Annotated in this window: 11 protein-coding genes; 2 read left to right on the plus strand and 9 right to left on the minus strand. The window is 68.7% G+C overall.

Annotated features, from left to right (window positions below):
- Positions 1-23 precede the first annotated feature (23 nt).
- The 7 genes from E0H75_RS44785 to E0H75_RS41060 all read right to left on the minus strand — a co-directional run bounded on the left by E0H75_RS44785 (position 24) and on the right by E0H75_RS41060 (position 9,956).
- Complete coding sequence (locus E0H75_RS44785) at positions 24-1,145, minus strand: resuscitation-promoting factor (protein ID WP_131519143.1); 1,122 nt, start codon at positions 1,143-1,145, stop codon at positions 24-26.
- Positions 1,146-1,365: 220 nt separating this feature from the next.
- The gene (locus tag E0H75_RS41035; RefSeq protein ID WP_131519144.1) at positions 1,366-1,980 is read right to left on the minus strand and encodes a nitroreductase family protein; all 615 of its coding nucleotides are present in this window, start codon (positions 1,978-1,980) and stop codon (positions 1,366-1,368) included.
- The gene (locus E0H75_RS41040) at positions 1,967-2,890 is read right to left on the minus strand and encodes an ornithine cyclodeaminase family protein (RefSeq protein ID WP_131519145.1); all 924 of its coding nucleotides are present in this window, start codon (positions 2,888-2,890) and stop codon (positions 1,967-1,969) included. The genes E0H75_RS41035 and E0H75_RS41040 overlap by 14 nt, the downstream gene beginning before the upstream one ends.
- Positions 2,884-3,798, minus strand: coding sequence for a TatD family hydrolase (locus E0H75_RS41045; RefSeq protein ID WP_131519146.1), 915 nt, complete (start codon positions 3,796-3,798; stop codon positions 2,884-2,886). Before E0H75_RS41045 ends, E0H75_RS41040 begins: the two co-directional genes overlap by 7 nt.
- A 10-nt stretch (positions 3,799-3,808) precedes the next feature.
- On the minus strand, positions 3,809-4,234 hold the full coding sequence (locus tag E0H75_RS41050; RefSeq protein WP_131519147.1) for an SRPBCC family protein: 426 nt from the start codon (positions 4,232-4,234) through the stop codon (positions 3,809-3,811).
- A 5-nt stretch (positions 4,235-4,239) separates the two neighbouring features.
- Positions 4,240-6,039 carry a methionine--tRNA ligase gene (gene metG, locus E0H75_RS41055; RefSeq protein ID WP_131519148.1) on the minus strand — a complete coding sequence of 600 codons (1,800 nt, stop codon included), beginning with the start codon at positions 6,037-6,039 and terminating at the stop codon, positions 4,240-4,242.
- Positions 6,040-6,092: 53 nt separating this feature from the next.
- Positions 6,093-9,956: an nSTAND1 domain-containing NTPase gene (locus E0H75_RS41060; RefSeq protein WP_131519149.1), complete on the minus strand. Its 3,864-nt coding sequence runs from the start codon at positions 9,954-9,956 to the stop codon at positions 6,093-6,095.
- Between the two features lie 402 nt (positions 9,957-10,358).
- Here E0H75_RS41060 and E0H75_RS41065 point away from each other — a divergent pair, with 402 nt between their 5' ends.
- Complete coding sequence (locus E0H75_RS41065) at positions 10,359-10,628, plus strand: hypothetical protein (RefSeq protein ID WP_131519150.1); 270 nt, start codon at positions 10,359-10,361, stop codon at positions 10,626-10,628.
- 140 nt (positions 10,629-10,768) lie between these two features.
- Here E0H75_RS41065 and metG (E0H75_RS41070) read toward each other — a convergent pair whose 3' ends face one another.
- Positions 10,769-12,334, minus strand: coding sequence for a methionine--tRNA ligase (gene metG / locus E0H75_RS41070; RefSeq protein ID WP_131519151.1), 1,566 nt, complete (start codon positions 12,332-12,334; stop codon positions 10,769-10,771).
- A 23-nt stretch (positions 12,335-12,357) separates the two neighbouring features.
- Entirely contained in the window at positions 12,358-13,206 is an 849-nt protein-coding gene (gene rsmI / locus E0H75_RS41075) for a 16S rRNA (cytidine(1402)-2'-O)-methyltransferase (RefSeq protein ID WP_131519152.1), read from the minus strand.
- A gap of 154 nt (positions 13,207-13,360) precedes the next feature.
- Between rsmI and E0H75_RS41080 the strand changes: the two genes are divergently transcribed.
- On the plus strand, positions 13,361-15,043 hold the full coding sequence (locus E0H75_RS41080; RefSeq protein WP_131519153.1) for a dolichyl-phosphate-mannose--protein mannosyltransferase: 1,683 nt from the start codon (positions 13,361-13,363) through the stop codon (positions 15,041-15,043).
- The last annotated feature ends 1 nt before the right edge of the window (position 15,044 follow it).

A 15,044-nucleotide genomic window follows, 5' to 3' on the forward strand; every position in this document is an offset into this window, starting at 1 on the left:
GACGAGGTCACCCCGTCAGTGTGTCAGGCTCGCTTGCCACACACCGGCCAGGCGCCGTACCCGCCGCGGTCGGCCTTGACCTTCTCCGCGATCGCGATCTGCTGCGCCTTGGACGCGCCGTTCGCGTTGTTGGCGTAGGCAGTACCGCCGTAGGCCGCCCAGGTGCCGTGGTCGAACTGCAGTCCGCCGTAGTACCCGTTGCCGGAGTTGATCGACCAGTTGCCACCGGACTCGCACTCGGCGATCCGGTCCCAGGCACCGGTGTTGCCGCTGGCCGGCGGCTCGGCGTCGGTGGTCGGCTCCTCGGGCTTCGCCTTGGTGCCGACGAGGACCTTCTCGTTGACCGCGGCGGTGACCACCTTGGTCGCGAGCACCTTGCTGGTCGACAGCTTGCCGTCCAGGTAGGTGTACACGTAGGTGACCGCCTTCGAGCCGTCGGTCCCCTTCGTGGTGGTCTTCTTGGTGCCCTCGAGCATCGTGGCCGACTTGGTCTGGTCGGTCCCGTGCGCGATCGCCAGGGTCTTGGTGACCTTCTTGACGTCGACCTTCACGTACCCGACCCGGTTCACACCGGGCTTGAGAGCGGTGGTCGCCGCCGGGCTGATCCGGTCGTCGGAGTCCCAGGCGATCTTCGCGCCGGTGAGAGCCTCACCGACGGTCGAGGCCATCGACTTGACGGTCGCGACCTTGCCCTGCCGCACGATCTGCACGGTCTTCGGGGTCTTCACCACGAGCTCCAGGCCCTGGCGCCCGATCGGCGCGCTCCGGCTGGTCGAGAACACCGCGGCGCTGTCGTAGCGCAGACCCAGGTCGGCCAGCGCCTCGTTCACGCTGTCGGCCGTGGTCCAGAACGCCTTCTTGGTGCCGTCGGCGTTGACGACCAGCTGGCGGCCGTACTGCACCGCGATCTCCTGGCCGTCCTTCAACTTCGAGTCCGGCGACGGGGCAACGACGTCGTGCTCGCCGATCTGAACCTTCTCGGCCTTCAGGGCGTCTGCCACGGTGGAACCGAAGGTGTGCACCTTCTGCACCTGGCCGTCGACGGACAGGCTCACGGTCTTGCTTTTCGCGGCATACGCCACGGAACCGCCCGCAACAGCGAACGCAGCCGTCGCACCGACGGCCGCGATGATGGACTTACGCACTAACGCTCCCAGGTAGGGCCTCCCGGGCACGGGGTCGGACAGCGCTGGCGTAAGGCCGCAAACTCCGGGTAATTCAGGGCCCGGGGACCACGGTCATCGCCGAGGGGCGCGCTGCCCGGAACCTTCCCCGATCCCGGCCAACATCACGAGACAGTAACGAAGATGTCCCGGAAGCGCCAATCCTCTCGTCGGCGAGTCGCAAAATAGTGTAATGGGCCAGTTACGCCAGGTGATGGCCCCAGTGCCCTCGATGCACCACTTCGGCGGTGTTCCGGCGGCCTCGTTTGAGCGAGGGCGAGCGCTTGTCCGGGGCCCGGTGGCCGACCGCCAGCAGGCCGATGAGGTCGAACCCGGCAGGCACCCCGAACTCGTCGTACAGCTTGCCCACCTTGTCCGCAGGAGGCCCGAAAAAGCACGCTCCCAGGCCCTCGTCGACGACCGTCTGCAGCATCAGCAGCACCGCCATCCCGGTGTCGACGTACCAGTACGGCGCCGTCCAGTGGGACTCGTCGCGGTCGGTCCAGCCCTTGTCCGCCTCGGCGTACCGATCGAGGTACGCGTCCTTGTGTGCGAAGGCGAAGATCAGCAGCGGCGCCCGGCGCAGTCCTGTGAGCCATCCCACATACTTCTCGTCGGGGTCGGCGGCCGCGATTCCCCAGTACCGCTCCCGCTCGTCACCCTCCAGCGTCAGGAACGCCCACCCCTGGCTGAAGCCACCGGACGGGGCATGCAGACCGTTCTCCAGGATCCGTTCCCGGACCTCTGCCGGCACCGGCCGGTCGGGGTCGAAGTTCCGCACCATCCGGCGCCGCCGCACTACCTCACTGAACTCCATGGGCACTGTCTACCAGCCGCGCCAGCAGGTAGGCCTCAGTGCCCGCGAGCCCGACCGAGCAGAAGATCACCGTCTGCTCCGCGCCGGTCCGGCCCGGAGCGTCCCCGGCGAGCACCGCACCGAGACTGGTCAGGCGGTCGTGTTGCGGACTCCCGACCAGGATGAACGGCGGGTCGTACGCCGACGTCTGCGCGATCGAGTCCGTCACCGCGACATCCGCCCGGGCAACCAGGTCGGGACCGAACTCGGCCCGCCCGACCTGCTTCGGCCCGAGCGTCGTCACATAAGCACCCGGCGCGATCCACTCGGCCTCGATCACCGGCACCGGGCTGTTCGTCGCGAGTACGACGATGTCCCGGCCCTCGACCGCGTCCCGGGCCGACTCCACCGCGACCGCGGGCAGTCCCAACTCGGCGGAAACCCTTGCTGCAAAGGCGGTCCGGCGTACCTGGTCACGACTGAAGATCGCGACGGACGACAGCGGACGGACCGTGGCGATCGCCCAGAGCTGGGTCCATGCCTGGGCGCCGGTCCCGATCAGACCGAGGGTCGTCGCGTCCGGATTCGCCAGCGCGTCGACCGCGACACCACCGATCGCACCGACCCGTCGCGGACCGAGTTCGTTGCCCAAAGCAATGCCTCGGACTGCGCCGGTGCTCCAGTCGTGCACGACGACAACCTGACTGCCGGGCTCGGTGTCGAACGAGTCGTACGACCGGTAGCCGAACCACTCCCCCGTCAGCGCTCCGGTGGTGAACACGAGCCTGCCGTCGCCCAGGTCCGTGCTCACCCGCGGCGGAGTGTGCAGCCGGCCCTCGTGGGCGGCCAGGATCGCCTCGCGCATCCAGCCGACCGCGGCGGCGGGCTGGAGCCGGGCCGTGATGTCGGCGTCGGTGAGGACGTCTACCACGAGCCGCCGAAGGCCCGGTCTGCGTTGTCGCTCAGGGCGCCGCACAGCTCGGCGACAGAAATGTTGAGTACGCCGGCCATCTTCCGGGCCGTATGCGGGATCAGGTAGGACGCGTTCGGCTGGCCGCGATGGGGAGACGGCGTCAGGTACGGCGCGTCGGTCTCGACCAGGATGCGGTCGAGCGGGGTGACGGCGAGCGCGTCACGCAGCGACTGGGCGTTCTTGAACGTCACCACTCCCGCGAAGCTCAGGAACGCACCCCGTTCGACGCATTTGCGGGCGAACTCGGTGTCGCCGGAGAAGCAGTGCATCACCAGCCGGTCCGGCACGCCCTCGCGGTCCAGGATCTTCAGGATGTCGTCGTGCGCATCGCGATCGTGGATCATCAGCGTCTTGTCCAGCCGCTTCGCCAGCTCGATGTGCGCGGCGAACGACTCGTGCTGCGCGGCCCGCCCGTCCTCGCCGGTGCGGAAGTAGTCCAGCCCGGTCTCGCCGATCACGCGGACCTTGTCCGACGTCTGCGCCAGCCGCTCGATCTCGGCCAGTGCGCTGTCCAACTCCCCTGCCGCCTTGAGTTTCGGCGCTTCGTTGGGGTGCAGGGCGACGCCCGCGATGAGGTTCGGGTACTGCTCTGCGGCCTCGACCGCCCAGACCGCGCCCGGCAGGTCACAGCCGACCTGGACGATCCGGGTGACGCCGACGGACGACGCCATTCGGATCGCCTCGGCCGGGCTCAGCCAGGCGCCGTCCTCGCCGTCGGCGATGTCGAGATGGCAGTGCGCGTCGACCACGCTCATCGGCAGCGGGTCGGGCAGCGCCGGACGACGCCGGTCGCGCGACCGGCCGTCCTCCCCGATCGCCGCGCGTTCCCGGGTCGGCCGGTCGACCTCCACACCATCAGCAGACATACGGCCCAGGTTACTGACCTTCCGCGGCCTCCTTGACCTTGGCCACGAGCATCTCCCACATGCCCTGGGAGTGCTTCGCCTCCTCCTCGCTCGCGTTGTTGTCCTGCGTGAGCTTGAGGTGGGTCGCGTCGTCACCGGTCAACTCGTAGGTGAGCGTGTGGTAGTTCTCGGGCACGTCGGGCTGTCCGGTCAACGGGCTGAAATGCGTCAGCCGCAGCAGGCGGCCGGACGCGATCTCGAGGATCTCGCCCTTGTCCTGGTACGGCTTGCCCTCCCACTCGCCACTCCAGGTGATCGGGCTGCCAACCTGCCAGTCCGTTTCCACCTCGGCACCGAACCACAGCTGCTTCAGTTGCTTCGGATCGGTCAGCACCTCCCAGACCTGCGCAGGAGTCGCCGCGATGTCGGTCTCGGCAGTCGCCAGGTAGCCGGTCATTGTCATCAGCTCCTTTCTGCTTCGACCGTACGACCGTCGTCGCCTTCGCGCTTGTACAAACGCGTCAGTTCCGCGTCGACCACTTCCGGCCCCAGCTTCGTGAAGACCGGCGTAGGCGGCCGCACAGCTGTTCCCGGTACGACGGGCTCTGACTCCCAGCGTGGTTGCGCGGTGTAGTCGCCGGTGATGATCGGGTACGACGGCCCGCCGTCCAGATCATCGACCTCGCGAACCTCCGGCTGCGGCTGGAAGGCCCCGGTCCCGCCCAGCGTTTCGTGCACCTTCTGCGCCGAGTGCGGCAAGAACGGCGCGAGCAACCGGTTGCTGTCGGCCACCACCTGCGCCGCGACGTGCAGGATCGTTGCCTTCCGCTCCTGATCGGACTCCTTCCAGGGCGCCTGCTGGGAGAGGTACTGGTTGGCGTCCGCGGCGTTCTTCATCGCTGCCCCGATCCCGAGCCGGAGCCGATGGTGTCCGAGGTGATCGCCGACCGTGCCGAACGCTTCCTTGCTGCTGGCAAGCAGTTCGCGATCGACCGGGGTCAGCTCGCCGGCCGCCGGGATCGCGCCGAAGTCCTTCGCGATCATCGACGCGGTCCGGTTCACCAGGTTGCCCCAGGTGCCGACCAGTTCGTCGTTGTTCCGGCGGACGAACTCCGACCAGGTGAAGTCGGAGTCGTGCGTCTCCGGCCCGGCGACGGCGATGAAGTACCGCAACGCGTCCGGGCCATATCGCTCCAGGACGTCGCGGACGTAGATCACCACCGACCGGGAGGACGAGAACTTCCGCCCTTCCTGGGTCAGGTACTCGCTGCTGACCACCTCGGTCGGCAGGTTCAGGACGCCGTACGGGCCGGGCGAGGCGTTGTAGCCGAGCAGTTCGGCCGGCCAGATCTGCGCGTGGAAGGTGATGTTGTCCTTGCCCATGAAGTAGTAGGACAGGGCCTCCGGATCGGACCACCACTTCCGCCAGGCCTCCGGATCGCCTGTCCGCCGGGCCCACTCGATACTCGCCGAGAGGTAGCCGATCACCGCGTCGAACCACACGTACAGCCGTTTGTTCGGGTTGTCCTCCCAGCCAGGGAGCGGCACCGGGATGCCCCAGTCGATGTCCCGCGTCATCGGCCGCGGGCGTACGTCGTCCAGCAGGTTCAGCGCGAACTTGAGGACGTTCGGCCGCCAGCCGGTCCGAGTCCGCAGCCAGGCTCCGAGCGCGTCGGCCAGGGCCGGGAGATCCAGGTAGATGTGCTCGGTCTCCACGAACACCGGCGTCTCACCGTTGATCCGGCTGTGCGGGTTTCGCAGGTCGATCGCGTCCAACTGGTTGCCGCAGTTGTCGCACTGGTCGCCGCGCGCACCGTCGTACCCGCAGATGGGGCAGGTGCCCTCGATGTAGCGGTCCGGCAGGGTGCGGCCGGTCGACGGCGAGATCGCGCCCATCCCGGTCCGTGGGACGAGATATCCGTTGCGGTGAACGGTTCTGAACAACTCCTGCGCCACGGCGTAGTGGTTGCGCGTGGTGGTCCGGGTGAACAGGTCGTACGACAGCCCGAGCGACTGCAGGTCCTCGACGATGACCCGGTTGTACCGATCGGCGAGTTCCCGCGGGGTGACGCCTTCCCGCTCCGCCTGGACGAGGATCGGCGTACCGTGCTCGTCGGTCCCGGACACCATCAGTACGTCGTTCCCAGCCATCCGCTGGTACCGGCTGAACACATCGGACGGAACGCCGAAGCCGGAGACATGGCCGATGTGCCTGGGACCGTTCACGTACGGCCAGGCCACGGCGGACAGGATGCTGGTCATGCGCCCGACTGTAGAAGCCCGACCACCCGCCAGCGACTGGTTTACCGCGGTGGTCAGCACACTGGTCGGTACGGAACGCCCGGCAGGTACTTCGCCCATTCGTCCTCGGACACGGAGTCACCGCCGGCCGCGCAGAGCTGCTCGACCACCTCCGTGGGATCCATCTCCCAGAGTCTGACCGTACGATCCGAGCCTCCGGTGACGACGGTGTGGCCGTCGGGGCTGAACCCGACCGCCCACACCGCCGCATCGGACGCTTTGAGAATCGCCTGTGTCTCGGGGTGCCGCGGGTTCCCGACGTCCCAGAACCAGACCTGACCACTGCGTGTGCTCGCAGCCAGGGTCCGGTGGTCGGGTCCGAAGGCGACTGCGGTCACGGTCCCGTCCGGCCCCTGCAGCGCGTCGCCGAGCGCGCTCAGGGCGGCGGGGTCGGTCACGTCCCACAGCTGCACGGTGCCGTCGGCGCTACCGGTAGCGAGCAGCTTGCCGTCGCGACTGAAGGCCGTTGAATACAGCAGATCGGCCGAGCCTTTCACCGTAGCGAGGGCGCGCAACCGCTGCGGATCGGACATGTCCCACAACCGGATCACCCCGTCCGCCGTGACACCTGCGAGCGTCCGGCTGTCAGGGCTGACAGCGACCATGTACACGTAGTTGTTCTCCGCACCCGGCGCGACGGGGAGTGCCTTCGCCTGCCCTGGAACGCTGAGATCCCACAGGTACACCCTGCCGTCGTCGGAACCAGCCACCAGGATCCGGCTGTCAGGGCTGAAGGCGAGGGACTCGACCACGGCCCCCGGCCCCTTCAACGGGGAACCGAGCGGCTTCGGATCGGCCGGGTCGGTCACGTCCCACAGGACGACGGAGGTGCCTGTGGTCCCGCCGGCCAGAATCTTCCCGTCCGGGCTCAACGCCCCCGCCCCGCCGATCGGCTCGTCGGCCAAGGGGGACGACAGGGCCGGCCCGAGCGCGACCGGCGCATGTGGCTGCGAGACGTTCACGAGGAAGCCACCGCCACCGAAGGTGGCCAGTGACCGGTTGTCGGGGCTGAAGGCAACAGCCGCCACCGTTGCGGTAGGGCCGGTGATCACGGGGCCAGGAATCGACCACAGCCGCGCGACCCCGTCGTACCCGGAGGTCAGGAGAGTCCGGCCGTCGTTCGTGAACGCGACCGAGGACACCGGTTCCGCATGCGGCAACGTGGCGACCCGGCGCCCGGTGGCCAGTTCCCAGACCTGAGCGACGTTCTCCGAACTGCCGATCGCCACCAGCTTGTCGTCAGGACTGAAGGCGATCGCGTTCACCCAGTTGTCCGGCGCCTGGATCTGCGACGTGGTGCGGACCGGCTTCAGCGGGTTCGTCAGGTCCCACAGCTGGAGCAGTCCCTTGACGCCGCCGACGGCCAGCAACCGTCCCCGGGTCGAGAACCGCAGAGCATTGAGCTGTGTCGATCCGGCCTGCAGGTGGTTCAGCGAGCGAGGGTTCCGCAGGTCCCGGACGTCCCAGAGCGACACCGTGCCCGCCGCGTCCCCAGCGGCGAGGACGACTCCGTCGGGACTGAAGACGACGCTCTGAGCGAAAGCCGCCAGCGGCGGCAGGGACACCAACGGGACGACCTCATCCGGGTCGCCAACATCCCACAGCCGGACCGTACGGTCGGAGCTGCCTGCCGCCAGAGTCCGGCTGTCAGGACTGAACGCCAGTGAGTAGACAGTGCCGGCCGGACCGGCAGGGAGTACACCGAGCGCGACCGGCCGGCCGGGATCCTCGACGTTCCACAGCCGCACCCGCTGGTCTCGGCCACCGGTCGCCAGCAGGCGGCCGTCCGGGCTGACGGCCAGGCCGAAAACCGGCAGCGTGTGGTCGGTGAGCGGCCGTCCGACCAGCCGTGGATGCCGGGCATCGCTCAGGTCCCACGTCAGGATCGCGGTGTCACTCGGTCCGGTGCCGGCGGCCAACATGGTGCGGCCGTCCGGGCTGAGTACGACGCTCTGCGCGCCCTTCGACGGACGCACGATCCGCGTCACCGGCGGAGTACCGGTCGCCCCGAGAAGACTCGATCTCGCCTCCGTCGTCGGAGCGATCGTGTACGACGCCAGCGACAGGCGCGCGGCCAGTGCCGGGTCGGTCGCCCGCAGACGGTCCGCGGTGATCGCGACCTGCCGCGACATGGCCAGGTCGCGTTCTCTGTCGGCCGCGCCGCGTTTCCAGAAGGCGTAGCCGGCCAGCGTCGCCGTCGTGAGCGCCAGCGCGGCGAGCGCGGCGACCATCTTCTGCAGCCGGTGCGTCCGGCGCCGGGTCGCCGCCTGCTCGTCTCGCTCGGCGGTCAGACTGGCGCCGAGGAACTCCCGCTCGAGCGCGTTCAGATCGCGAGCCGACACCCCCGGGGCCGCCCAGTCACGCACCGCGGCGAGCTTGCCACCGCGGTAGAGGCCGCCCTGGTCGTGATCGAGATCCCGCCACTGCTTGGCGGCGTCGGCGAGCTGCCGATGGCGCCGGATCCCGTCCCGGTCGCTGTCGATCCAGCGTTGCAGGCGTGGCCAGGCGGTGAGCAGAGCTTCGTGACTGATCTCGACCGTGTCCGCGTCCATGGTGAGCAGACGCGCTCCGACGAAGTGTTCGATGACTTCGTCCAGCTCGGCGACGGCGTCACCGGCGCCGCTCAACTCGGCGCGTCCCACCTTGCGCCGGGTGTCGGCGGTGTCGTCGCCCAGGTTGACGAAACGCAGGAACATCCGCTCGGCGACAGCCTGCTGCTCCGTGCTGAGATCGCGGTACACCGCCTCGGCGGTCTCCGCGACGGCTCCCTTGATCCCACCCGTGGACAGGTACCCGCGGATCGTCATCCGACCGCGCTCCGCACGCTGCCAGGTCGCGAGCAGCGCATGCGACAGCAACGGCAGCGCGACGACCTCGGACTGCGTCGCCCCCACCTGCGCCGTACCGGGCGCCGCCTCCCTGATCAACAGCTCGACCAGTCCCTCGTCGAGTTGCACGTTGGCCTTCGCGGCCGGCTCCGCGATCGCGCGTCTCAGCTCGCGCTCGCTCAGCGGCCCCACCACGAACTGCGCGTTCTGCAGGGCGTTCGCCACCGCGGAGTACCGCAAGGCCTGTGGGTAGAAGTCCGCGCGCAGACCGATGAGGACGACGGTCGCGACGGGAAGTGCCACGTCAGGCGCGGGCCGCGGTGCCGGTGCGTGCGCCGCCGCGACCAACTCCGCGATGAACTGGCGACGTTCCTCCTCGTCGAGGCACATCGTGAACAGCTCCTCGAACTGGTCCACGACGATCAGCAGACGATCCGGCGCGTTGTCCATCGCAGTGGTCAGTGCGGAAGTCAACTGCCGCAGGGGTTCGGCCCCGGGCGTCAGCAGGGCCACCTGCCACGCGCGCCCGGCCCGATTGTTCAGCGCCGGTACGACGCCGGCCCGCAGTAACGAGGACTTGCCCGAGCCCGATGCTCCGACGACGATCTGCAGTCCGCCACCGCCCGCGTGCAGACTCATGACCTGCCCCACCACCTCCTCGGTCAGAGCCTCACGACCGAAGAACCAGTCGGCGTCCTGAGGCTGGAAGCTCGCCAGCCCCCGGTACGGTGTCGTTCCTCCTCTCGGGCCCGGTGCCTGCCGGACCCGGCGCCAGGCCTGAAGCCAACGCTCGACCTCACTGTCCGACGTGACGCCGCACTCGCGCAGAACCCTTACCAGCAAGGCCTTCGAAGCGTTTGATGGAACACTCCGTCCGGCGAACCACTCGCCCAGGGTGCTGTGCGGCTGACTTCCGTCGATCGCCTTCGAGATGTCTCGTACGGTCAGTCCGGCCTGGCTTCGCAGCACGGTCAGTTCGTCGGAGAACTGCGTACGCGTGTGGACGTGATCCGGATTCGCTTCCCGTGGCTCAATTGCCCGATCCCCCATCGCGGCCCCCTCAAAGCCCCACTCCCACAGGGAGTGATCACGACGTTACAGCACGAGTCCGCCCGGGTCAGTACGTCGGCGTACGGGTTTGTACGGACATCTGCGCGCGGCTACCCACGTGAGCCGCGCTGCTCGACTGTTGGTCGTATCGGAGCACCATCGGTGGGCTCGACCCGGCGATCCCGGATCGGCCCTGGAGGGGGACCAGTGAACACACAGCAGCCACGTGGGGCCAGACCGGCACCCACACCGAATCGACCTCGCCGCTATCCCGTCGCCTACACCGGACCTGCAAAGGTGCGCCCGTCCGGACCCGACATCCGCCTGCACGTCGGACCGCTCCCGATCAGGGGCATCCGGGCTGTCTGGCTAGTCCTTCGACGGATGTTCGGGGTGCCGGCGGTGCCGGAACCGATCTGCGTGCCGGCGCCCCGGTCCCGCACTCGGATGGTCCGCGCGATCGGTCAGCCGGGCGGGCCCCGGTGCCTGCACTGCAAGATCCCGATGGCGGAGAAGGACCGCGCACTGCCGGAGCCGAACGGGGTCTGGGCGGTCTTCGCCTGCCGCGCCGTCGCGTGCGCCATCTGCCAGGGCATCTGCCGCAACGAGGCGCGGATGTTCCTGCCATCGCATTGGCAGTCCGGACGTCCGGGTGAGATCACCCGTCTCTGACGTCCTGGGTTCGGAGGGAGATCCGGGCCGGCGGTGAGGCGGAGTCCCGCCTCACCGCTTCCACTGAGCGGGACAAGGGCGACGAGTTCGCCGAGGGCGTGGCCGGGCTCCCTGCCTCGCGCCGGCCCAGGGCGGGTCTCCTAGCTCTCTTCGAGGCGCGGGAAGAGAGCGTCGCCCTTGGTCAGGGTGGCGCCGGCGGGGAGTTGGCCCCAGGTGGCGGCGTCCTGAACGCGCTGGTCCTTGAGCGCGCCGAGCTTCTCCTCGGCGCCGAGCAGGGTCCACAGCTTCGCGGCCGACTTCGGCATCGTCGGGTTGTGCAGTACGGCGACCGCCCGCAGCGCCTCGGCGGCGGAGTACAGGATCGTGGCCAGGCGGTCCCGCTGGGACTCGTCCTTCGCGACCTTCCACGGCTCCTGCTCGGTCACGTAGCCGTTGACCGCGCCGACCAGCTCGTTGATCGCGGCCAGGGCGTCCTGGAACGCGAGCGTGTCCATCGCCTTGTCCGCGGTCGCGACGGTCTGCGCGAGCTTGTCGGCCAGCGCCTGCTCGGCCGGTCCGTGGTCCGTCGGCTCCGGCAGCGCACCGTCGAAGTACTTCCCGACCATCGCCGCGATCCGGCTGGCCAGGTTGCCCAGACCGTTCGCGAGCTCGGAGGTGTAGACCGCGCTGAGGTGCTCCCACGAGAACGACCCGTCCGACCCGAACTGGATCGTGCGCAGGAAGTAGTAGCGGAAGGCATCCGAGCCGAAGTGGTCGGTGATCTCGTGCGGCGCGATCGCGGTCAGCTTGGACTTGCTCATCTTCTCGCCGCCGACCAGCAGCCACCCGTGCGCGAACACCTGCTTCGGTACGGCGACCTCCGCGGCCATCAGCATGGCCGGCCAGATCACCGCGTGGAACCGGAGGATGTCCTTGCCGACCAGGTGGACGTTCGCCGGCCACAACCGCTCGAACCGCTCCGGGTCGGTGCCGTAGCCCGCCGCCGTCACGTAGTTCAGCAGCGCGTCGATCCAGACGTACAGGACGTGGTCCTCGTCCCACGGCACCGGGATGCCCCAGTCGAAGGTCGACCGCGTGATCGACAGGTCCTGCAGACCCTGCTTGACGAACGCGATCACCTCGTTCCGGGCGCTGGCGGGAGCGACGAAGTCCGGCTGGGATTCGTACAGCTCGAGCAGCTTGTCGGCGTACGCCGAGAGCCGGAAGAAGTAGTTGGTCTCGGAGACCTTCTCCAGCTCGGTGCCGTGGATCATGCACCGCTGGGTGCCGTCCTCGTCGGTGCGGATGTCGGTCGGCAGCTTGAACTCCTCGCAGCCGACGCAGTACAGGCCTTCGTATTCGCCCTTGTAGACGTCGCCCTTGTCGTAGAGCTTCTGCCAGAACTCCCGGACGCGCTCGGTGTGACGCTGCTCGGTGGTCCGGATGAAGTCGTCGTACGCGATGTCGACGTCGACCCAGGCCGGCTTCCAGGACTCCTCGACCAGCTTGTCCGTCCAGGCCTGCGGGGACATGCCCTGCGCCTCGGCGCTGCGCATCACCTTCTCGCCGTGCTCGTCGGTACCGGTCAGGTACCACTTCTGCTCGCCACGCTGGGCGTGCCAACGGGTCAGGACGTCCCCGGCCACCGTCGTGTAGGCGCTGCCGATGTGCGGCGGTGCCGTGACGTAGTAGATCGGGGTGGTGACGTAATAGGCCTTCTCGGACATGCCTTAAAGGGTAGTGGGCCGGGCTAGTGCCTCTGACCAGGGTCTCGAGCGGCCAGGACGGCGTCGTACACGGTCCGTTTCGGGACGTTGAAGCGCTTGGCAACGTCCGAGATGGCCTGCTTGCGCGGCGTACCCGCCTCCTCGTCGGTGGCGACCTCCGCGGCGAGCTCGGCCGGGGTGAGGACCTTGTCCGGGTCCGCGCCGGACACGACGACCGTGATCTCGCCCCGGACGCCGTCCTTGGACCAGGTCACGAGCTCGTCCAGCGGGCCGCGTTTGACCTCTTCGTACGTCTTGGTGAGTTCCCGGCAGACCGCCGTACGACGATCCGCGCCGAAGGCCTCCGCCATCGCCTCGAGGGACGCGGTCAGCCGGTGCGGTGCCTCGAAGAACACCATCGTCCGCGGCTCGTCCGCCAGGTCCGCCAGCCGCCGGGCGCGCTCCCCCGGTTTCCGCGGCAGGAACCCCTCGAAAGTGAACCGGTCCACCGGGAGACCGGACAGCGCGAGGGCGGTCAGCACCGCGGACGGCCCCGGTACGGCGGTCACCTCGACGCCGGCGTCGATCGCTGCGGCCACCAGCCGGTATCCGGGATCAGAGACGCTCGGCATCCCCGCGTCGGTCACCACCACGACGGTCTGACCCGAGGTCAGCGCCTCCAGCAGCTCCGGTGTGCGCTCCCGCTCGTTCCCCTCGAAGTAGCTGATCACCCGCCCGGCGATCGCGATCCCGAGGTCGGTCGTCAGCCGCCGCAACCGGCGGGTGTCCTCCGCAGCCACCACATCCGCCGCAGCCAACGTCCGTCCGAGCCGTGGCGACGCGTCCTGCACGTCCCCGATCGGAGTTCCCGCCAACACCAATCGCCCGGTCATGCCGCTGAGTCTAGGGCGCGTGCATCTCGACAGGAGGTAGCCGGTTTTGAAGGCCGAGCTCCCGCCTAAGCCCGACTCGGCGGGCGCGATTTCGGCCGCTACCTCCTGTCGATCTGCACCTTCATTGCAGCGGGGTGACCGGCGCGTCCGTACCATGGCGGGCGTGACTGCTGTGATCGAGGACGGAACCGCGCGCCGTGCGGACGCTACCGCCGGGCGGGAGACGCTGGGGCGGGACGTGCTCGGGAGACGGTTGCCACCGCTCAAGGAACGGCTGTACCCGCCGATGCCGCGCGACTTCGAGGGCGGCTGGATCGCCACCCTGGCGATCACCGCGCTGGCCGCGTTCATCCGGTTCTGGCACCTCGGCGACCCGGCCAAGTTCGTCTTCGACGAGACGTACTACGCCAAGGACGCCTTCAGCCTGCTGAAGTTCGGCTACGCCCGGCAGTTCATCGACCAGCCGGAGGGCGCCGCGGACAAGGCGATCCTGGCCGGCAACCTGGACGTCTTCAAGGACACCCCGAGCCTGACCGTGCACCCCGAGGTCGGCAAGTGGATGATCGCGGCCGGCGAGCAACTGTTCGGGATGAACACGTTCGGCTGGCGCTTCATGCCGGCGTTGTTCGGCGCGCTGACCGTGCTGCTGGTGATCCGGACCGTACGGCGGATGACCCGGTCGACCCTGATCGGCAGCATCGCGGGCATCCTGCTCGCGGTCGACGGCCTGCACTTCGTGATGTCCCGGGTCGCGCTGCTCGACATCTTCCTGGCGTTCTGGCTGGTCGCCGCGGTGTCCTGCCTGGTCGCCGACCGGGACTGGACCCGGCGCCGGCATGCGAAGTCCCTCGACACCCCGGTCGCCGACGGCGAGCGCCGCGGGCTGGGCCGCTGGTTGCTGTTCCGGCCCTGGCGGATCCTGGCCGGTGTCTGCTTCGGCCTCGCGCTCGGCACCAAGTGGTCCGCGGTGTGGGTGCTGGCCGGCTTCGGCATCCTCGTCTTCGCCTGGGACTATGGTGCCCGGCGCGCGCTCGGCGTACGGCTGGCGTTCCTGAAGTCCGTGCTGGTCGACGGCATCCCCGCGTTCATCAGCATCGTGCTGGTCGCGGGCGTCACGTATCTGGCGACCTGGACCGGCTGGCTGCTGCACGACAACGCCTACGACCACGACTATGCGTCCAAGAATCCGGCGACCGGGGTGATGAAGGTCGTCCCGGACGACTTCCGGTCGCTGCTGCACTACCATCAGGAAGTGCTCGCCTTCCATACCGGCGACTACATCAAGAACGCGACCCACCCGTACGCCTCGAATCCGGCCGGCTGGCCGATCATCGCCCGCCCGATCGGGTTCGACGCGGTCAACGACATCAAGCCGGGAACGCCGGGCTGCAACCCGCCGGCCGGCCAGAACTGCCTGTCGGTGATCTCTGCCCTCGGTACGCCGATCCTGTGGTGGGGCGGAGCGCTCGCCTTGATCGCGGCTCTGGTGCTGTGGATAGGCTCGCGGGACTGGAGATTCGGGATACCGATCGTCGGCTACGTCACCTGCTGGGTGCCGTGGTTCGCGTTCGACGACAGACCGATCTTCTTCTTCTACGCGGTCACGATGATCCCGTTCACCGTGATGGCGCTGGCGCTGGTGCTCGGCAAGATCCTCGGCCCGGCCAGATCGGCGTTCGGCAACGCGACACCACGCCGCCTGATCGGCAGCGCGGTCGTCGGCGCCTTCGTCGTCCTGGTCGTACTGAACTTCGCCTACATCTGGCCGATCCTCACCGACAAGGTCCTCCCCCACGCCGACTGGCTCAGCCGAATGTGGTTCAAATCCTGGATCTGAC

The organism is Kribbella capetownensis (assembly GCF_004331485.1).
GTDB lineage: Bacteria > Actinomycetota > Actinomycetes > Propionibacteriales > Kribbellaceae > Kribbella > Kribbella capetownensis.